Raw genomic sequence first — 17,760 nt, 5'->3', positions numbered from 1 at the left:
GACAGAAATGCTTGCTAACTTCAATGTCGCTAGCGCTATACTGAACGGATAGGGGCGGATTATTTTCGGTAACTATCGAATAGAGGGACTCAAGCATGAGCAACGAACATTCCACGTTTGAAGTGGCGTTAAAATTAATTGATAACTATCGCTTTGAAGTTGACTTTGGAGCAATGGGGCAGATAGAAACCGATGAGCCGGAGCCGCTTGGTGAAGGTTCCGGTCCTAACCCGACTCGTTTATTAGCGACGTCGGTTGCTAATTGTTTAGCTGCCAGTCTTTGTTTTGCGATACGAAAGTTTAAAGGGGATCCTGGTGCCGTCACCGCAAAGGTCAGTGGTGAGTTAGCTCGTGTTGAAGGGCGTTGGCGCGTCGCAAAGTTAGCGGTTGCGATTGAACTTGGGCAATCAGCGTCTGATATCCCTCATCTCGATCGAATTTTAGAGCAGTTCGAAGCCTTTTGTGTGGTTACCGAGAGCGTGAGAGCGGGAATTCCGGTCGATGTGTCGGTATCAGACAACAATCATCAAGTGCTTCATCAGTCGAATTGATGAAGCGTTTACTTGGTACGACTCGCTTGTGAACTGTCGCGCCACATTTTGACACTCTTGACCAGGTTGCCTTTAATTTGAAGTACTTCGATAGGATGTCCATCAAGTTTTAGGCCGGTTCCTGGTTGAGGGATGGTTTCTAAGTATTCGATGATTAATCCACTGAGGGTTTTTGGTCCATCGGTCGGCAGATCGATTCGTAAAGCACGATTCAAATCTCTAACGGTCACGGTACCATCCAATAAAAAGCTACCATCGTCTTGAGGGTGAATATCTTTTGATGTCGTCGCTGCAAAGTCCGTCGTGAACTCACCAACGATTTCTTCGAGAATGTCTTCAATCGTCACTAGACCTTGAATGTCACCGTATTCATCGACCACCATACCCACGCGTTGTTTCTTTCGTTGGAACTTTAATAATTGAGTGTTCAATGGTGTTCCTTCGGGAACGAAATACACTGGCGTCATGTAGTCACGAATGGTTTCTTTGGTAATGTCTTCGATGTCGCGACTCATCAAGTTAGCAATGTGTCGAGCATGTAACATACCTTTCACTTTATCGATGCTTTCTTGATAGACCGGTAATCGAGTATGTTGTGTGTTTCGCAACTGATTCAATATATCGTCAAGTTGCTCTTCGAGATCGACACCGATGATTTCATTTTTAGGGACCATAATATCTTCAACGGTAGCGTGCTCAAGATCGAGAATGCTCAGCAACATCTTTTGGTGACGTTTCGGAATCATACCGCCAGCTTCATTGACCACGGTTCGCAATTCCTCAGAACTCAAATGATCATCTTGATGATCGGCCACACGAACACCAAACATTCGTAACATTCCGTTGGATAAGAAGTTCACCATGACCACGAGAGGAGAGAGTAGTTTTAGTAACGGCGTTAAAATAAATGAAGCCGGAAAAGCAATGCGTTCAGGATGAACCGCTGCCAGTGTTTTTGGCGTTACTTCAGCGAATAACAAGAACATAATCGTTAATGGAATTGGGAGAACGGCGACGCCATAATCTCCCCAAAGTCTGAGTGCGATAGCATTGGCCACCAAGGTAGCCATGATATTAACAAGATTATTGCCAATTAAAATCACCCCGATTAGGCGATCCGGTCTTTTTAACAGCTTGCTGACTAAACGCGCGGCACGGTGATTACTCTTAACGAGATGCTTTAACCGATAGCGGTTAATCGACATCATGCCCGTTTCAGAACTGGAGAAAAATGCTGATAAAAACAGTAGACCAAACAGTATGGCTGTTAAGCTACTCGTCGAAATATCGTCCAAAGATTAGAGTCTCATACAATTTTAATAAGCTGGGTAGCTAAAAAGAGCAGGCATCATGCCGCTATTTTTGCGCCACCCAAGACAGCGCGCATTATAAGCCAGCTTAATTGAGAATCAACTCAATCACCAGTTTACTTCCAAAATATCCGATACACAGCAGAGTGAATCCGCCGAGTGTCCAGTGGGCCGCTTGTCGACCACGCCACCCACGCCAGCGATGACCAATCAGCAAAACCGCAAACACAACCCATGCCAATGTGGATAAGACAGACTTATGGATTGGTTGGTGAGAAATCGCAGTGTCGAGATAAAATAGAGCAATCACTAACGCGAGGCTCATTAATGCAAATCCCATCACTAAAAGCTGAAATAAGAAGCTTTCTAAGCTTTGTAGAGGGGGGAAAAATGACGGAAGGTGCGTGGGATGACTGCGCAGTTGGCGATCGGCAATAATCACCAAAATTGCCTGAATAGCCGCCAAGAGTAAAAATCCAGTGGCGATGATGGCGGCAAAAATATGCACTAGGCTGGCCCATTGACCGCCCAGTTGCATGGTGTTTTCTTTGGAATAGGTTAAGCCGAGCAAGACTGACATTGCGGCAAAGCTACCGATAACGACGATCATTAGAGTCACTTCTCGTTTGAAAGCATTCAGCAGCAAGATAATCATTGCTAACCAATTCGTTAACCCCATCATATTGAAAAGATTCAAGTTTTGTTGTTCTTGGGTATCAATGGTTAGATAGAGATAAAACCCATGGGTTACCACCGCCGCGATGGTCATCAAGTTCAAACCGAGGTGGCGATTACTGGATGACTTCAGGCTGATAAGCGAGGTTAGGACTGCAAAAAGGTACAAGCAGATCGCAAAAATACCACTGATAACCGAGGGCGTAAGTGTCTGTTCCATTCAGTCCTATCTGATTCTGGTGACTCGACTTTGTAAAAGGTATGAGTACAATGAATTTGTGTCTATAATACCGACCTTTATCCGTAATCATCAATAAACAAAGAGAATTTTTCAATGTTTGATAACTTAAGTGAGCGCCTCAGTAGAACGTTAAAGAATATCAGCGGCAAGGGGCGCATCACCGAAGATAATATCAAAGAGACATTGCGTGAAGTCCGAATGGCTCTATTAGAGGCTGATGTGGCCTTGCCTGTGGTCAAAGACTTCATTGCCGCGGTGAAAGAGCGTGCTCTTGGTCAAGAGGTTGCAACCAGTTTATCGCCTGGGCAGTCTTTCATAAAAGTTGTGAATGACGAATTGGTCAAAGCAATGGGGGCGGCAAATGACGCTCTCGACTTAGCTGCGCAGCCGCCAGCCGTGATATTAATGGCTGGTTTGCAAGGTGCTGGTAAAACAACCAGTACCGGTAAATTGGCTCGTTATTTAAAAGAACGAGAGAAAAAGTCAGTGCTCGTGGTCAGTGCCGACGTTTATCGTCCAGCGGCTATCAAGCAGTTGGAAACAGTGGCTGGTCAAGTCGGGGCTGAGTTTTTCCCGAGTACGTCAGTGCAACAACCGGTCGCCATCGCGGAGGCTGCAATTGAGCACGCGAAAAAGAGTTTTGTTGATGTCGTTATCGTTGATACGGCCGGTCGACTAGCGGTTGACGACGCGATGATGGATGAAATCAAAGCGTTACATGCGGCCATCAATCCTGTTGAAACGCTTTTTGTCGTCGACAGTATGACTGGGCAAGATGCCGCCAATACTGCTAAAGCATTTAACGATGCGTTAGCCTTGACCGGTGTAATCTTGACCAAAGCAGATGGTGATGCGCGTGGCGGTGCGGCACTGTCAATTCGCCATATCACGGGCAAACCCATTAAGTTTATCGGTATCGGCGAAAAGTTAGATGCGCTCGAGCCGTTTCATCCCGACCGAGTTGCTTCGCGTATTCTTGGAATGGGGGATGTTTTAAGCTTAATCGAAGAAGTTGAGCGTAAGGTTGACAAAAAGAAAGCTGAAAAACTGGCGAAGAAAGTTATTAAAGGCAGTGGATTCGACCTTGAAGATTTCCGCGAGCAGTTGCAGCAGATGAAAAATATGGGCGGAATGGCGGGCTTGTTAGACAAATTGCCAGGCATGGGGCAAATCCCGGAAGCGGCAAAAGCGCAAATCATGAACGATAAATCAACCATTCAAATGGAAGCCATTATTAATTCCATGACCCCGAAAGAGCGAAGTCACCCAGACTTAATTAAAGGTTCGCGTAAGCGACGTATTGCCGCGGGTTCAGGCACCCAGATTCAAGACGTCAATCGATTGCTCAAGCAGTTTAAACAGATGCAAAAGATGATGAAAAAAATGAAAGGCAAAGGCGGCATGATGAAGATGATGCGTGGCATGAAAGGTATGATGCCTCCTGGCGGCGGCTTCCCTCCATTCGGCGGCGGAATGCGTTAGCAGTTACTAACAATTCGGCGTTTTTTCGCAGATTTGAGCAAAAATCGCCGGTTGTTCAAAAATAACCCATAAATTACGTTAAAAAAGGTTTCCAAAATTGGCTTTTGGCGCTAAAATGCGCGTCCTTTAAATTAAGGGCAAGAATAAGTCGCCCTCAATCGAAGACTTATACCGCGAGATGCGGACTAAACATTAGAGGATTTCGAACGCATGGTTACCATTCGTTTAGCACGTGGCGGTTCTAAAAAGCGCCCATTTTATCACGTCGTAGTTGCAGACAAGCGTTGCAAGCGCGATGGTCGTTTCATTGAGCGTTTAGGCTTTTTCAATCCTGTTGCACGTGGCCAAGAAGAGACGTTACGTCTTGACTTAGAGCGCGTTGAGCATTGGGTAGGTAAAGGCGCTCAAGCGACAACTCGTGTAGCTCATTTGATCAAAACTGCCCGTAAAGCAGCATAAGACCTAGAGCACAGTAGCGCGATTATGGCTGAAGAGATTGTCGTTATAGGCAAAATTACTTCGGCTTTTGGCGTTAAGGGCGGGGTGAAGGTATTTTCTTACACGAAACCGCGCCTGAATATACTGAATTACTCTCCGTGGCTGTTGAAGCTAAATGGTCAGTGGCAGCCCGTTGAGCGGCTTTATGGTCGTCAACAAGGCAAGTCCATTGCTGCGGAGTTGAAAGGTTACTCGAATCGAGACCAAGCTGAAGCTTTGGCTGGCGTTGATATCGCGATAACGAGTGACCAGTTGCCACAACTCTCGAATGATGAGTTTTACTGGCGTGACCTTGTGGGCATGCGAGTCGTGAATCAAGAGGCCATCGATTTCGGATTGGTTAGCCACTTGATTGAGACAGGGTCGAATGATGTATTGGTGGTTCTCGAAACCGCTGAGCAAGCCTCAGGAAAAAAGCGCAAAGAGCGAATGATTCCCTTTACTCAAGATGCTGTGATTAACATTGATCGAGAAGCTCAATTAATAACCGTTGAGTGGGATGCCGACTTTTAACGGTGCTGAAGACAACACGTTATTGAACGTGTGTTGTGTTTCCTTATTTCCGGAAATGTTTTCAGCGATTGCTGACCATGGCGTAACTGGTCGAGCGGTTCGCAATAGGCAACTGCTGCTGGAGGTGATTAATCCGCGTGATTACACGACGGATAAGCATCGAACAGTTGATGACCGACCCTATGGTGGTGGTCCTGGCATGCTGATGAAGGTGGAGCCTTTGCAAAAGGCCATTGAAGCAGCGAAAAAGAATTTAGAAGCGCGACGTAAGGTTCCGGCCTACGTGGTGTATATGTCGCCGCAAGGGCAGCGTTTAACGCAGCGAGATGTCGAGCGACTTAGAGACAAACAGAATTTAGTGTTGGTTGCCGGGCGTTACGAAGGCATCGATGAACGAGTGATTGAATCTCAGGTTGACGAAGAAATTTCAATCGGAGACTTTGTGTTGAGCGGTGGTGAACTGCCTGCAATGACACTGATCGATGCCATGATTCGAACCGTACCCGGTGTGCTAGGGCATCAAGACTCGGCGGCAGAAGATTCATTTGCTGATGGGTTATTAGATTGCCCGCATTACACGCGACCAGAAGTACTCGATCATCGAGAGGTTCCGGAAGTGTTGCTAAGTGGCGATCATGAACGTATTCGGCGCTGGCGGTTAAAACAGGCTTTAGGTCGTACTTGGTTACGGCGTCCAGACCTGTTAGCAGAAAAGACGCTAGATGCTGAGCAACAGCAGCTGTTGCAAGAGTTTCAAAAAGAATCGAAACAGTTTTAAACTTTAAATTTAACATGTGAAATCAGGAGTGGGCCATGAGTAAGATCATCGCTGAACTGGAAAAAGAGCAAATCAACAAAGAGATCCCTGTGTTTGGTGCGGGCGATACCGTTGTTGTTCAAGTAAAAGTAAAAGACGGCGATCGTGAGCGTCTTCAAGCATTTGAAGGTGTTGTTATTGCTAAGCGTAATCGTGGTCTAAATTCTTCATTCACCGTACGTAAAATTTCTTCTGGTGTTGGTGTCGAGCGTGCGTTCCAAACTTACAGCCCGCTAGTAGACAGCATTGAAGTTAAGCGTCGTGGTGATGTTAACAAAGCTAAGCTTTACTACTTGCGTGAGCGTTCTGGTAAGTCAGCACGTATCAAAGAGAAGTTGGATACTAAATAATTTCAACGACTTTTTTAGAGAAAGGCGCCGAGTGGCGCCTTTTTTGTTTTTGCAACGCGCTTCTATCGTTAAGTGGGTTTCAGAAGTCAATTTTCTGTTTTACACTGATGGCATGTTCTATTTCTTACTTCGTTGAAAATGCAGAGATTTTTGCCGATGAGATATGTGTTTTGGATGTTGATGTTGGCTTTTACGGAGCAGGCCTTGGCCACGCAATACAGCTTTGGCTGGGCAATCGACTCGGCAAAACAGCAGCAAAACACCACTTTGTTTTCAATACATGGAGTGAATTCAGACGGAGCCAATTTAACCACCTTTATTGGTTACTCTTATTTACGAACCGATGTTGCATCGAGCACCGATCGAAATGCCAGCACTCATGCGATCCATGCAGGCTTTACTCTTCACCCAGACTGGACCATTTGGCAGCCTTATGTTGGCGTTGGCGCGTTAATTGGTCAGTCTCGCTGGTGCCCCAACTCTGAGTTTTCTGATTGTATTACCCAGGCGGAGTTGGCTTTAGTGCCTGAAACCGGTATCCGAATTCGTGTTGATAGTTCCATTCGCCTAGATTTCAAAGCACGAAGATATGTATTTATAGGGCAAGATCGGGGAGACGAACCCTACCTTTTTTCGGATACGTTAGCCGAAATAGCGTTAATTTTTCGGTTTTAGTGATTGGTTTTATGAATTCCTTTATTTTTCAAAGTCCTATTGGCTGTTTAACGATACATCATCACGACACCGCGGTATTGCGAGTTGAGCTGCCTGGTGACAACCAAATTAAAGGGTCTAAAGACGCCTCCTTACTCAGCAATTTAAGCGCGTTTCAGCAGCTAGTCACGCAACAGTTAGACGAATACTTTAAGGCTCAGCGACAGTACTTTGATATTCCAATCGATCTGTCTACCACGCCTTATCGAAAGCAAGTGCTCCAAGCATTATTGGCAATTCCCTACGGTCAAACCAGTTCTTATGGACAACTGGCGGATGAGCTTAACTCTCATCCGCGAGCGGTGGGTGGCGCCTGTCGGAATAACCCATTGCCGATCTTGATTCCCTGCCACCGAGTGGTGTCTAAATCTGGCATCGGTGGATTCGCGGGTAACACCAGCGGACATTTGATCGACTCGAAACGATGGCTATTAAATTTGGAAGGCACACTATGAGAAGTGACGCACAACTCATAGACAGTTTCATTGATTTTCTTTGGGTAGAGCAGGGACTTAGCGATAACACGTTAGCCAGTTACCGGAGTGATCTGAGTAAGTTTTCACAGTGGCTTGCGAAACAAGAACAAGACTTGGTGCGTGTGAATGCTGAAATATTGCAAGACTACCTTGCTTGGAGGTATCAACAGCAATTATCGGCTCGATCTACCGCCCGATTCTTATCCAGTGTTCGCCGTTTTTATGGGCACTGGGTTATGCAAGGATTACTAGATAGCGATCCTACTTTGACGGTTTCGTCTCCAAAGCTTGGTAAATCTTTACCGCATACCTTGACGGAAGCTGAAACATTAGCTTTGCTGGATGCGCCAGAAGGTGACACGCCGTTAGGTAAGAGAGATCTGGCGATGATCGAGTTAATGTACTCGAGCGGTTTAAGGGTGAGTGAGTTGATTTCGTTGGAATTAAGTCAAATCAGCTTACGTCAGGGAGTCGTGAGGGTTCTGGGTAAAGGCAGCAAAGAGCGTTTAGTGCCAATGGGAGAGCAAGCACTGGATTGCTTGATAGACTATTTACAGACAGCACGGCCCGAGTTTTTAGGGCAAAAAAGTCATAATACTGTGTTTCTGAGCACGCGCGGGCAACAGATGACTCGGCAAACCTTTTGGCACCGTATCAAGCATTATGCCAAGGTTGCTGGCATACGAAAGCACTTGTCTCCGCATACATTACGACATGCCTTTGCGACTCACTTGCTCAATCATGGCGCGGATCTTAGAACTCTGCAAATGCTGCTCGGACACTCGGATTTGTCCACCACTCAAATTTATACCTACGTGGCGAAAGAACGTCTGAAAAGCCTTCATCAGCAACACCACCCTCGTGGTTAGCTGCGTTCAAGTGTTACAAAGTATTGCCTTAAGCCGTTTGTCAGCCAAATGTAGTGAGTTGGTCACAATTTGGTATTATGGTAGGTTCCGCTTCAATGGAAGGCGAGTATAATAAAGTTAATCGAGACGAGTTACTGAGCTCGTCACAACAGTTTTGGGTTAGGTGAATATCGAATGTTTAAATTAAATGCATTAAAAATTAGTATGTTAGCGCTTGGTACTGCGTCTTTAATCGCTTGCAATGACGCTGACTCTCAAGATCAAAACTCAGTAAGCGATGCTCATAATCAGGTCAAGAAAGCGACTGAAGCAGGACCCTCTAACCAGTCACCTGAGGCCAAGAATTTAGCGACAACTGGAGAGACGACTGCGTCTACTGCGCCCGATACTGAAGCTCGCCTCAGACAAATTTTTAAAGAGCAAGTCGGAGAGGTTCCTATTGATCGCCTACAGCCGAGTCGTATGTCGGGGTTTTATGAGATTATTGCCGGCCGCCAGATAGTTTATATTTCTGAAGATGGACGCTTTTTATTTCCTGGCCCCGTATTAGAGGTCAGTGGCAACCAGCTAGTAAGCTTGACCGAAGCGTCTTTGCGTGAAATCGATATGGAAAAAGCACCAGAGCGTGCAGAACTTATCAGCCACGTGGATGAAAAAAACATGGTGGTCTTCAAAGCCCCTCATGAAAAGCATGTTTTGACCGTGTTCACCGATGTGAATTGTGTCTACTGCCGTAAGTTGCACCAAAATATGCAAGGCTATCTTGACCAAGGAATCACCATTCGTTACTTAGCTTTTCCACGCGCAGGAGTAGGTTCTCCTGCTTACAATAAATTGGTCTCAGTGTGGTGTGCAGAAGATCGTCAACAGGCCATGGATAACGCCAAATTACACAATAAGTTTGATAATAAAGATTGTGAAAATCCTGTGGCTGACCAATATTCTTTAACTCGCCAATTAGGTTTAAGTGGTACTCCAGCAATTATATTAAGCAGTGGAGAATTGATCAGTGGCTTTATGGAGCCGGATAAATTGGCTGATTATTTAAATTCTCAAGGTTAGGCTTTTGGTGAGTGGAGCTTTTCAAGCTCACTCAATTTCACTGAATCGAAGAAGTTGTCAAGATTAAAAAAGCTGTCAAGATTAATAGATGACAGCGATCACTTCTCGGCCTTCACTGGCTAAAATCGTGAAGGTTCGAGAGGCAGCGGCCGAGGTCATACATTCAACACCAATGCGATTTTTAAGTGCCGGAAAGAGTACGTGATCTGGCAAAAACTCTTGATGATCGCCACTTCCTATAATTATCATCTCTGGTTTTTCTTCCATCAGCTGCTCAACAAGATGACTTGTTAACTCTAACGCGCGACTGGGTAATTCGACGTTTAATAATTTATTGCGACTGATCACGATAGGTAAGTTGTGAGACTGGCCATTAATGATGATATCATCTTGCAGATAGGCATCGATGGTGAGTCCATGGCGATTTTTTTCTTGTTGAATGTGCATACTGCTATGCCTTATTTATTCGAACAACCGGATTTTACCGCGAAGTATTCGTTGTCTAAGGTTAGTTGATAAACGTCGATTTAGAACACTATTTAATAGGCTCGCATGCATAAGATCAAGTCAAAATCAGAGCTAAATTATGTGCCGTATCTTCGATGCATTTCTGAAGCCATGGGGTCAGAGTTTAATAAAACTCTAGATGCCTGGTTTAGAAGGCGGCCTTTGAGTGTTACTCAAAGTGACTGGTTATTATCCCAGCAGCGCGAAGTTGACCAGTTTTGGAGAGAGCAGCTACAAGTTAATTCTCATCACACGTTGTATGCCTGTAATCTCTTTCAATGTCACATCGAACACGGTGGCATTCGAGTTGATAAAGTATTATCCGAAAAAAATTTAATTAAGCGCTTACTCGACCATTTAACCAATCACTTTGTCGATGATAAAGTAAAACTGTATCGCGCTAATAACCAGTTATTTATGTCTACAGAGGTTAAATCACCGGAAAATTGGCCAAGTATTGTTGATATCATCGATAGCAACTTGTTTCTTACCGCAACCTTGGATGCTCAGTCTTTAGCGCTGCACTCAATCTTAAATGAAGCTCAAATGATGCTGACTCAAATTAATGACAGCACCGAGCAAAGTATTGGGCTTTGGGCTGAGCCTATCCCTGGGTGGCTGCTTTTTAATTCTGAGTCAGAGTTTTGTGTGACGTCGGGAATTAAATACTGGCTCCAAAAAGATTGGGTAAATCTGCAACGCTGGTCAGAAGAACTGATATATACAATTAAGCACGACATTAAACATGCGTCGGGGGGAGTTTCAATGATCAGTGAAGGCTTAAGTTTAACCCAACGTCCTATTCAACAGTGGATGTGCAAAAAGGGATGGCTAAATGTTTAACAAAACGATCAAACGTCGAGTGTTAAACGAAATACCTGACGACTTGAAGTCTCTTCCTAAGTTAACACAGCGTTTATACGCTTGCCGTGGTATTCGCTCTTCTCAAGAAGTGAATACCAACTTGTCAGCGTTGCATGATTACCGATTACTTGATGGTGTTGAAGATGCCGCTCGTATGTTAGCGGATGTTATTGATGAACAGCAGTCAGTTATGATTGTCGGCGACTTTGATGCTGATGGTGCCACCAGCACAGCATTATTGATGTTGGCACTACCAAAATTTGGTTTAAAGAATCTTAATTATATTGTTCCGAATCGTTTTGAGTTTGGCTATGGATTGTCGGTGGGAATCGTTGAAGAAATCGCAAAGCATCAGCCCGATTGGATTATTACGGTTGATAATGGAATCAGTAATATTGACGGTGTCGCGCTTGCAAGAGAGCTAGGAATTAACGTTTTAATTACCGATCATCATTTAGCGCCAGAGCAGCTTCCAAATGCAAATCACATTTTAAACCCGAATAAACCTGGGGATGGCTTTCCAAGTAAAGCAATGGCCGGTGTTGGCGTCGCCTTTTATTTACTGATTGCCCTTAGGGCTGAGTTAAGGCAGCGCAATGCCTTTGCTGACGGGCAAGAACCAAATTTGGGGGATTGGCTTGATCTCGTCGCTTTAGGGACGGTAGCCGATGTTGTTCCGTTGGATCAAAACAATCGTATTCTGGTCGCACAAGGGCTTGCTCGAATTCGAGCGGGAGAATGCAGACCCGCCATAAAAATGCTGTTAGAAGTCGCGAAGCGTAAACAGCGCCAAGTGACGGCGAGCGATCTTGGGTTTGCAGTCGGGCCGCGATTGAATGCTGCAGGACGTTTGGAAGATATGTCGATTGGTATTGAAGCATTGATAACCGGTAATGAAGAGGCCGCAAGGCGGCTGGTACTAGAGCTGGATGATTTAAACCGCTATCGAAGAGAGCGTGAAAAAGAAATGGTGGATGAAGCCCAGCAGGCCATCTCTCATTTAAACCTTGAGCAGCAGCAGCGACAAAATGGCTATTGTTTGTTTCATCAAGATTGGCACCAAGGTATTGTTGGATTAGTGGCGTCTCGAATTAAGGAAAAGCTCCATCGACCGGTGATTGCTTTTGCCCCAGAAGACGAACTTTTTCTCAAAGGTTCAGGACGAAGTGTTGAGGGCGTTCATCTCAGAGATGTTTTAGCAAATGTCGCTGCTAGACGGCCAGACTTATTACAAAAGTTTGGTGGTCATGCCATGGCGGCTGGGCTATCAATTGCGAGACCTCATTTAGCCGAATTTACCAAAGTGTTTATTGAAGAAGTTGATCGATGGCTTTTAGATTCAAGTATTCGTGAAGAGTTGTTAACGGATGGCGAACTTGACGACCGCCAGTTCAGTATCGAAGTGAATGCTGAAATTGAGCGGGCAGGACCATGGGGGCAAGGATTCCCTGAACCATTATTTGATGGCAAATTTGATGTCTTGAGCCAGCGTATTGTTGGCGAAAAACACTTGAAACTTTATTTACAAAAACACAACTCTGCAGTAACCGTCGATGGCATTTATTTTTTTGCTCCAGAAGAAATATTGCATCAACCACTCGACAAAGTTGAGCTTGCTTACAAGTTAAACGCCAATGAGTTTAGAGAGCAAGTTAACTTGCAATTGATTATTGAACAACTGACACCGTTAACAAATATTGAGAGTTGAAGACGATGATGGAGGTGTTAGGTTACCTCCATCAGGTCGATTGTTTTGTCTGATATTGAGGAAAATGAACTCGTAGCTAACGTAGGGTTCTAGGGCTTATATTAGCACCGAGCAGTTCAAAAATTTGGGTGCTTTGAACATTCGCTCGACGAAGCTTTTCGATTTGCACTGTCGATAAACGAATGGCAGACCCTCGATATGGCTTGTTAAAGCGGTAATTCCATTTATCTTCGGTTACGGCTAATTGAAAGTTTTCGGCATTGCGAATTTGTTGACACGTTTCTTTGGCGGGTGTTTGCCCCAGTTTTTTGGCGTAAGCATTTAAGTAGTGTTGGTGAGAAATTGAGCCTTTCAATTGTTCGCTCAGAGCGCAGTATTCAGCGGTTGAGTACTCAACGTCAGTTCCGGCGAAGGCAGCCGTGGTTGTAAAAACCGCACCGGCTAAAAGTAATGGTAGTTTCATGGCGTAGCTCCTGTTGAATCTTCTTGCAGACGGATGTCTCGGTAATTTCTAAGACACCTTCAGTATGAGCTTTCGCTGCTCAAAAAACATTCAACACGAGTAACTGAGTATGACTAAACGAAAGCTCTGTAACAGTCAGTAACCATCGCTTAATGAAAATACCCCCTAGTTTTTAATTTTCTGTCGCAATTGCGCGCCACAGTAATTTTGGTCTCCTTCCCAATCGATGGTTTCGAGAGTGTCAGTGTCGAGGGGAAAGGTTGCTCGAATGAGACAGGTATCGGGCTCTGAAGATATCGGAAAAGACACGCCTAAAGCGCCAAACCAGCCTCGTCCACCACTGCCAGTACCCACCGAAACTCGACTACTAGAGCTGTTAACCTCAGTGAGAAGCCATTCAAGGTGGCGCTTCTGTTCGGTTTTGATTTGTTTGTTGGGTACCCCGAGAATAGCAATCAATTGGTCTTGTGATAAACCTTTAAGCTGATCTAACTGGGCATCTACTTCAGCGACCGTGTAGTGGGTGCAAGCACTCAACACTAGGGTCGCGACAATAACGGCCGCTTTATAGCTGATTTTCATAGGAATCTGCCTCCTTTTTAGAGCCTTGCTACTGTCTTAATGTTAGCCATTTTTGTACAATAGCGCCTTTTAATCCAGTTACAAAGTCACAGGTTGAACAATATATGCTCGAAGTCAACGCGATAAAAGAGAAAATCAAGGAACTCAGTGCTCGAAATAATGAGCTTAGGGGGTACCTTTGACTTCGAAACGAAGCATGAGCGTTTAGTAGAGGTTGAGCGCGAACTGGAAGATCCTGACGTTTGGAACGAGCCTGAGAGAGCGCAAGCGCTAGGAAAGGAGCGAGCATCACTCGAAATCGTGGTTGAAACCTTTAATAATCTACAGCAAGGTTTAGATGATTGCTCTGAGTTGCTAGAACTAGCTGTCGAAGAGCAAGATGATTCGAGTGTAGAAGAGGTTGCCGCTGAACTCACCGATTTGGATGGGCAATTGGGCAAGCTTGAGTTTCGTCGAATGTTTTCGGGAGCGAATGATGACAGTGATTGTTATCTCGATATTCAAGCTGGCTCCGGAGGAACTGAAGCGCAAGACTGGGCCAATATGTTGTTGAGAATGTACTTGCGTTGGGGCGAAGCAAAAGGCTTTAAAACCGAATTGATCGAAGTGTCTGATGGCGATGTTGCCGGCATTAAAAGCGGAACGATTAAATTCAGTGGTGAGTATGCCTACGGTTGGTTACGAACTGAAACGGGTGTCCATAGATTAGTCCGCAAATCGCCTTTTGACTCAGGTAATCGTCGTCATACCTCGTTTGCATCTGCGTTTGTTTATCCTGAAGTGAATGATGATATTGAGATCGATATTAATCCAGCTGACTTACGGATTGATACTTACCGAGCCAGTGGAGCAGGTGGACAGCATGTTAACAAGACTGACTCTGCGGTTCGAATTACTCATATTCCCACCAATACGGTAGTGCAGTGTCAAAATGACCGCTCGCAACATAAGAACAAAGATCAAGCGTTTAAGCTTTTAAAAGCTAAGTTGCACGAACTAGAAGTGATGAAGCAAAACGAAGAGAAGCAAGCAATGGAAGACACCAAGTCTGACATAGGTTGGGGCTCACAAATTCGCTCTTATGTGCTTGATGATGCCAGAATAAAAGATTTACGAACAGGTGTTGAGAATAGAAATACTCAAGCTGTACTTGATGGTGAATTGGATCCATTTATTGAAGCAAGCCTGAAAGCAGGTTTGTAAACATTGAGGCAATGAAGGTTATGTCTGAACAAGTTACACAAGATGAAAACAAGTTAATCGCAGAGCGCCGCACGAAATTAGAAAATATACGAAAGAATTGTGATGCGAATGGCCATCCAAACAACTTTAATCGTGAGCACTACTCAGCAGATTTGCAAAAGCAGTACGAAGGTATTGGCAAAGAAGAGCTCAATGAAAAACAGATTGAAGTTAGTGTTGCTGGACGAATCATGGCAAAGCGAGGCCCATTTTATGTTCTTCAAGATATGAAGGGGCAAATTCAAGCTTATTCAGGTAAAGATGTACAAAAAGCCATTAAAGAACAGTACGGAGAGCTGGATATCGGCGATATCTTAGGTGTGAAAGGTTATCTGAGTCGCTCAGGTAAAGGTGATCTTTATGTCAGTATGGATAATTACCAACTGCTTACCAAATCACTTCGACCACTGCCGGATAAGTTTGCTGGTTTGAAAGATCAAGAGTTGAAATATCGTCAACGTTATGTGGACTTAATCACTAATCAACAAACACGTGAAAATTTTTTAGTTCGTAGCAAAGTGATTGATGGCATTCGACGATACCTTAGTAACCGAGAGTTTATGGAAGTCGAAACTCCGATGTTACAGGTGATTCCTGGTGGGGCTTCTGCAAAGCCTTTTGTGACTCATCACAACGCCATGGATATTGAAATGTTTTTGCGTATCGCTCCAGAATTATATTTGAAGCGATTGGTCGTGGGTGGTTTTGAAAGAGTGTTTGAAATTAATCGAAACTTTAGAAATGAAGGTTTATCAACACGACATAACCCTGAGTTTACTATGCTTGAGTTTTATCAAGCTTACGCTGACTACAATGATTTGATGAATCTTACCGAAGACATGTTACGTACGTTAGCACAAGATATTCTTGGTACGGCAATCGTTAAAAACACCACGAAAGATGAAGATGGTAACGTGACTTCTGAAGTTGAATATGATTTCGGTAAGCCTTTTACGCGTATATCAATGGTCGACGCGGTTTTGAAATACAATCCGGAGTTTGATGCTGCAGTATTTAAAAATCCAGAAGACAATATGGAACAACTTATCGCCTACGCAAAACAAGTTGGCGTTAAGATTCCAGATGGAAATGTATGGGGCGCTGGAAAATTCATCACAGAAATATTTGAAGAAACGGCTGAAGATAAATTAATCCAACCAACATTTATTACTGAATATCCTTGGGAAGTTTCACCGCTGGCTCGTCGAAACGATGCGAATCCGTTTGTGACAGACCGTTTTGAATTCTTTGTTGGTGGACGAGAACTGGCAAATGGTTTTTCTGAGTTAAATGATGCGGAAGATCAAGCTGCTAGATTTAGAAAACAAGTGGAAGAAAAAGAGTCAGGTGATGATGAAGCCATGCACTTTGATGAAGACTATGTGAGAGCTTTAGAGTTCGGATTACCACCAACAGCGGGCGAGGGCATTGGCATCGATCGCTTGGTAATGTTGTTTACAGACTCACCGACAATTAAAGACGTTATTTTATTTCCGCACATGCGCCCGGAAGCTTAATGTTCGATTAAGAAGGAAATAGAATGCGATTTATTTACGTTGTTAATAGTATCATCATTTTAGGTTGGGCAAGCTTGGTTTACTTTACGCAGCCGAGTCATGAGCAGGTGTCGCCAAACTGGTGGATAGACGTACTTGTGTTGGGAGGCATGATCATTTTTCAATTGCAAATGGTCGTAAAATCGAAAACCTTGTACGGCTTCTCAATTGTAATGTCTTATACTTTGGCGTTGCTGATTGGCATGCGACTGATGTTATCGGTTGACTGGTTGTTAACATTAAAAGGCATTGGCTTTTTGCTGGTATCAGCTTTGTGTATATTTTACTTGATTGGCGTGAGAGGCTTTCTCCGTTCAGATAAAGGCCGCGCGATCATGGGGCAATCAACTAAGTAAATTGAGCTTTAACTTTTAGATTTTTAATGCAGTCACAAAAAAGGCGACCTCTCAGTCGCCTTTTTTAATATTCCAACATCGATTTTATGGTTTCGAGAAGTCGGTACATTTCGTCGGTTTTGCGAGTGTTTCATCAACAACGTTAAACACTTTGTCATAACCACCGGCCTTAGAGACATCTGTCATGTATTGATAATTTACAAGAACAGAGGGTACAGAAGAAACTTTATAACGTTTCATTAATTCAAAACCCTCATCGAAACGCTTTTTGATGTAATCAACATCTTGAAAGGCTTTTTCGACTTCTGCTTTGTCAGCACCTGCTTCAACAAAGGCCTCAAGAATATTGTTGATCTGTTTTCCTTCATGGATAACGCCAAATAATAGCGGCTTAATTTGTTCTAAAACACCAAGACGTTCGGCGACATAATGTGCAGCAACAAATTGAGTAAACTCTTGACGGCCAAGATCGGTAGGTACGGAAATAAACACTACATCATCCGCTTTATTAGCCAACCACTTTTTCGCATGTTCTTCTAATTTGTAGCAGTGTGGGCACTGATAAGCAAAGAATTCAATAACAGTCGGTTGAGCGCATTGATCTTGCACTTCAAGCTCACTAAAAATTGGTTGGTCAGTTTGTGCATGGGCATGACCTGAATGATCGTCACCTGCGTGGTCGTCACTTTTTTTAGGGGTCGCTGTCGATGTAGGGGCTTGCTTTTCTTCTGTTGCATTAGGTTTATTCGTCTCACTCTCTGACTGACACGCCAAAAGAACAAAGCTGAGCAGAGCGATGGTTAAAATTCGCACAGTAATCTCCGGGTTAGTTTTGGTTTTGTTGTTCGTTAACTTTCTTCAGGACACACACTGTACCAAAAAAATGGCAAACTAGAAAAATAGTTATCGACCAAAACGTAAAGA

General features: G+C 44.2%; 21 protein-coding genes. 15 read left to right on the top strand and 6 right to left on the bottom strand.

Going from position 1 to position 17,760, the window contains the following annotated elements; translation table 11 throughout:
- Positions 1-95 precede the first annotated feature (95 nt).
- A complete protein-coding gene (locus tag Q9312_RS06810) occupies positions 96-551 on the top strand; it encodes an OsmC family protein (RefSeq protein WP_309203835.1) in 456 nt (151 codons plus the stop codon).
- An 8-nt stretch (positions 552-559) separates the two neighbouring features.
- Here the strand turns inward: Q9312_RS06810 and Q9312_RS06805 are convergent, their stop codons facing one another.
- Both Q9312_RS06805 and Q9312_RS06800 read right to left on the bottom strand, forming a co-directional pair.
- A complete protein-coding gene (locus Q9312_RS06805; RefSeq protein ID WP_309203834.1) occupies positions 560-1,846 on the bottom strand; it encodes an HlyC/CorC family transporter in 1,287 nt (428 codons plus the stop codon).
- Positions 1,847-1,949: 103 nt separating this feature from the next.
- Positions 1,950-2,756, bottom strand: a complete 807-nt coding sequence (locus tag Q9312_RS06800; RefSeq protein WP_309203833.1) for a cytochrome C assembly family protein — start codon at positions 2,754-2,756, stop codon at positions 1,950-1,952.
- Between the two features lie 114 nt (positions 2,757-2,870).
- Between Q9312_RS06800 and ffh the strand changes: the two genes are divergently transcribed.
- The 9 genes from ffh (at position 2,871) to Q9312_RS06755 (ending at position 9,558) form a co-directional block, all read left to right on the top strand.
- Positions 2,871-4,259 (top strand): signal recognition particle protein, encoded by a 1,389-nt coding sequence (ffh, locus tag Q9312_RS06795; RefSeq protein WP_309203832.1) that lies wholly within the window; start codon positions 2,871-2,873, stop codon positions 4,257-4,259.
- A gap of 210 nt (positions 4,260-4,469) precedes the next feature.
- Entirely contained in the window at positions 4,470-4,718 is a 249-nt protein-coding gene (gene rpsP / locus Q9312_RS06790) for a 30S ribosomal protein S16 (protein ID WP_309203831.1), read from the top strand.
- 24 nt (positions 4,719-4,742) lie between these two features.
- Positions 4,743-5,270: a ribosome maturation factor RimM gene (gene rimM / locus Q9312_RS06785; RefSeq protein ID WP_309203830.1), complete on the top strand. Its 528-nt coding sequence runs from the start codon at positions 4,743-4,745 to the stop codon at positions 5,268-5,270.
- The gene (trmD, locus tag Q9312_RS06780; RefSeq protein WP_435408597.1) at positions 5,257-6,048 is read left to right on the top strand and encodes a tRNA (guanosine(37)-N1)-methyltransferase TrmD; all 792 of its coding nucleotides are present in this window, start codon (positions 5,257-5,259) and stop codon (positions 6,046-6,048) included. The genes rimM and trmD overlap by 14 nt, the downstream gene beginning before the upstream one ends.
- Before the next feature lie 35 nt (positions 6,049-6,083).
- Positions 6,084-6,437 carry a 50S ribosomal protein L19 gene (gene rplS / locus Q9312_RS06775; protein ID WP_309203829.1) on the top strand — a complete coding sequence of 118 codons (354 nt, stop codon included), beginning with the start codon at positions 6,084-6,086 and terminating at the stop codon, positions 6,435-6,437.
- Positions 6,438-6,593: 156 nt separating this feature from the next.
- The gene (locus Q9312_RS06770; RefSeq protein WP_309203828.1) at positions 6,594-7,112 is read left to right on the top strand and encodes a hypothetical protein; all 519 of its coding nucleotides are present in this window, start codon (positions 6,594-6,596) and stop codon (positions 7,110-7,112) included.
- Between the two features lie 11 nt (positions 7,113-7,123).
- Entirely contained in the window at positions 7,124-7,606 is a 483-nt protein-coding gene (locus Q9312_RS06765; protein WP_309203827.1) for a methylated-DNA--[protein]-cysteine S-methyltransferase, read from the top strand.
- Positions 7,603-8,496: a site-specific tyrosine recombinase XerD gene (gene xerD / locus Q9312_RS06760; protein WP_309203826.1), complete on the top strand. Its 894-nt coding sequence runs from the start codon at positions 7,603-7,605 to the stop codon at positions 8,494-8,496. The genes Q9312_RS06765 and xerD overlap by 4 nt, the downstream gene beginning before the upstream one ends.
- Before the next feature lie 174 nt (positions 8,497-8,670).
- Entirely contained in the window at positions 8,671-9,558 is an 888-nt protein-coding gene (locus tag Q9312_RS06755) for a thioredoxin fold domain-containing protein (protein WP_309203825.1), read from the top strand.
- Between the two features lie 81 nt (positions 9,559-9,639).
- On the opposite strand, the gene Q9312_RS06750 is transcribed toward Q9312_RS06755, so the two are convergent.
- Positions 9,640-10,005: an Mth938-like domain-containing protein gene (locus Q9312_RS06750; RefSeq protein ID WP_309203824.1), complete on the bottom strand. Its 366-nt coding sequence runs from the start codon at positions 10,003-10,005 to the stop codon at positions 9,640-9,642.
- 105 nt (positions 10,006-10,110) lie between these two features.
- Here Q9312_RS06750 and Q9312_RS06745 point away from each other — a divergent pair, with 105 nt between their 5' ends.
- On the top strand, positions 10,111-10,908 hold the full coding sequence (locus Q9312_RS06745; RefSeq protein ID WP_309203823.1) for a hypothetical protein: 798 nt from the start codon (positions 10,111-10,113) through the stop codon (positions 10,906-10,908).
- Positions 10,901-12,637 (top strand): single-stranded-DNA-specific exonuclease RecJ, encoded by a 1,737-nt coding sequence (gene recJ, locus Q9312_RS06740; protein WP_309203822.1) that lies wholly within the window; start codon positions 10,901-10,903, stop codon positions 12,635-12,637. The genes Q9312_RS06745 and recJ overlap by 8 nt, the downstream gene beginning before the upstream one ends.
- A 76-nt stretch (positions 12,638-12,713) precedes the next feature.
- Here the strand turns inward: recJ and Q9312_RS06735 are convergent, their stop codons facing one another.
- Together Q9312_RS06735 and Q9312_RS06730 are read right to left on the bottom strand one after the other, a co-directional pair.
- Complete coding sequence (locus Q9312_RS06735; RefSeq protein ID WP_309203821.1) at positions 12,714-13,100, bottom strand: hypothetical protein; 387 nt, start codon at positions 13,098-13,100, stop codon at positions 12,714-12,716.
- Between the two features lie 165 nt (positions 13,101-13,265).
- Positions 13,266-13,682 (bottom strand): hypothetical protein, encoded by a 417-nt coding sequence (locus tag Q9312_RS06730; RefSeq protein WP_309203820.1) that lies wholly within the window; start codon positions 13,680-13,682, stop codon positions 13,266-13,268.
- A gap of 104 nt (positions 13,683-13,786) precedes the next feature.
- On the opposite strand from Q9312_RS06730, the gene prfB reads away from it, so the two are divergent.
- The 3 genes from prfB to Q9312_RS06715 all read left to right on the top strand — a co-directional run bounded on the left by prfB (position 13,787) and on the right by Q9312_RS06715 (position 16,836).
- Positions 13,787-14,885, top strand: a protein-coding gene (gene prfB, locus Q9312_RS06725) for a peptide chain release factor 2 (RefSeq protein ID WP_309203819.1) whose coding sequence is annotated in 2 segments (ribosomal slippage) — positions 13,787-13,861 and positions 13,863-14,885 — 1,098 coding nt in all. Because the reading frame shifts where the segments join, the coding sequence is not laid out codon by codon here.
- Between the two features lie 11 nt (positions 14,886-14,896).
- Entirely contained in the window at positions 14,897-16,441 is a 1,545-nt protein-coding gene (gene lysS, locus Q9312_RS06720; protein WP_435408593.1) for a lysine--tRNA ligase, read from the top strand.
- 23 nt (positions 16,442-16,464) lie between these two features.
- Positions 16,465-16,836 (top strand): hypothetical protein, encoded by a 372-nt coding sequence (locus tag Q9312_RS06715; protein ID WP_309203817.1) that lies wholly within the window; start codon positions 16,465-16,467, stop codon positions 16,834-16,836.
- 84 nt (positions 16,837-16,920) lie between these two features.
- On the opposite strand, the gene Q9312_RS06710 is transcribed toward Q9312_RS06715, so the two are convergent.
- Positions 16,921-17,649 (bottom strand): thiol:disulfide interchange protein DsbA/DsbL, encoded by a 729-nt coding sequence (locus Q9312_RS06710; protein WP_309203816.1) that lies wholly within the window; start codon positions 17,647-17,649, stop codon positions 16,921-16,923.
- Between the last annotated feature and the right edge of the window lie 111 nt (positions 17,650-17,760).

The organism is Pleionea litopenaei, assembly GCF_031198435.1.
GTDB lineage: Bacteria > Pseudomonadota > Gammaproteobacteria > Enterobacterales > Kangiellaceae > Pleionea > Pleionea litopenaei.
The sequence above is the reverse complement of the archived record's forward strand: the minus strand, read 5'-3'. Positions and strand labels throughout refer to the sequence as shown.

What these genes read in the sequence shown, in the direction of transcription:
- xerD (WP_309203826.1), top strand. Translation starts at nt 7,603, where the DNA reads ATGAGAAGTGACGCACAACTCATAGACAGTTTCATTGATTTTCTTTGG.
- Q9312_RS06810 (WP_309203835.1), top strand. Translation starts at nt 96, where the DNA reads ATGAGCAACGAACATTCCACGTTTGAAGTGGCGTTAAAATTAATTGAT.
- Q9312_RS06745 (WP_309203823.1), top strand. Translation starts at nt 10,111, where the DNA reads ATGCATAAGATCAAGTCAAAATCAGAGCTAAATTATGTGCCGTATCTT.
- recJ (WP_309203822.1), top strand. Translation starts at nt 10,901, where the DNA reads ATGTTTAACAAAACGATCAAACGTCGAGTGTTAAACGAAATACCTGAC.
- Q9312_RS06770 (WP_309203828.1), top strand. Translation starts at nt 6,594, where the DNA reads ATGAGATATGTGTTTTGGATGTTGATGTTGGCTTTTACGGAGCAGGCC.
- Q9312_RS06730 (WP_309203820.1), bottom strand. Translation starts at nt 13,682, where the DNA reads ATGAAAATCAGCTATAAAGCGGCCGTTATTGTCGCGACCCTAGTGTTG.
- Q9312_RS06765 (WP_309203827.1), top strand. Translation starts at nt 7,124, where the DNA reads ATGAATTCCTTTATTTTTCAAAGTCCTATTGGCTGTTTAACGATACAT.
- rimM (WP_309203830.1), top strand. Translation starts at nt 4,743, where the DNA reads ATGGCTGAAGAGATTGTCGTTATAGGCAAAATTACTTCGGCTTTTGGC.
- Q9312_RS06715 (WP_309203817.1), top strand. Translation starts at nt 16,465, where the DNA reads ATGCGATTTATTTACGTTGTTAATAGTATCATCATTTTAGGTTGGGCA.
- Q9312_RS06755 (WP_309203825.1), top strand. Translation starts at nt 8,671, where the DNA reads ATGTTTAAATTAAATGCATTAAAAATTAGTATGTTAGCGCTTGGTACT.
- Q9312_RS06735 (WP_309203821.1), bottom strand. Translation starts at nt 13,100, where the DNA reads ATGAAACTACCATTACTTTTAGCCGGTGCGGTTTTTACAACCACGGCT.
- Q9312_RS06750 (WP_309203824.1), bottom strand. Translation starts at nt 10,005, where the DNA reads ATGCACATTCAACAAGAAAAAAATCGCCATGGACTCACCATCGATGCC.
- rplS (WP_309203829.1), top strand. Translation starts at nt 6,084, where the DNA reads ATGAGTAAGATCATCGCTGAACTGGAAAAAGAGCAAATCAACAAAGAG.
- rpsP (WP_309203831.1), top strand. Translation starts at nt 4,470, where the DNA reads ATGGTTACCATTCGTTTAGCACGTGGCGGTTCTAAAAAGCGCCCATTT.
- trmD (WP_435408597.1), top strand. Translation starts at nt 5,257, where the DNA reads ATGCCGACTTTTAACGGTGCTGAAGACAACACGTTATTGAACGTGTGT.
- Q9312_RS06800 (WP_309203833.1), bottom strand. Translation starts at nt 2,756, where the DNA reads ATGGAACAGACACTTACGCCCTCGGTTATCAGTGGTATTTTTGCGATC.
- lysS (WP_435408593.1), top strand. Translation starts at nt 14,897, where the DNA reads ATGAAGGTTATGTCTGAACAAGTTACACAAGATGAAAACAAGTTAATC.
- ffh (WP_309203832.1), top strand. Translation starts at nt 2,871, where the DNA reads ATGTTTGATAACTTAAGTGAGCGCCTCAGTAGAACGTTAAAGAATATC.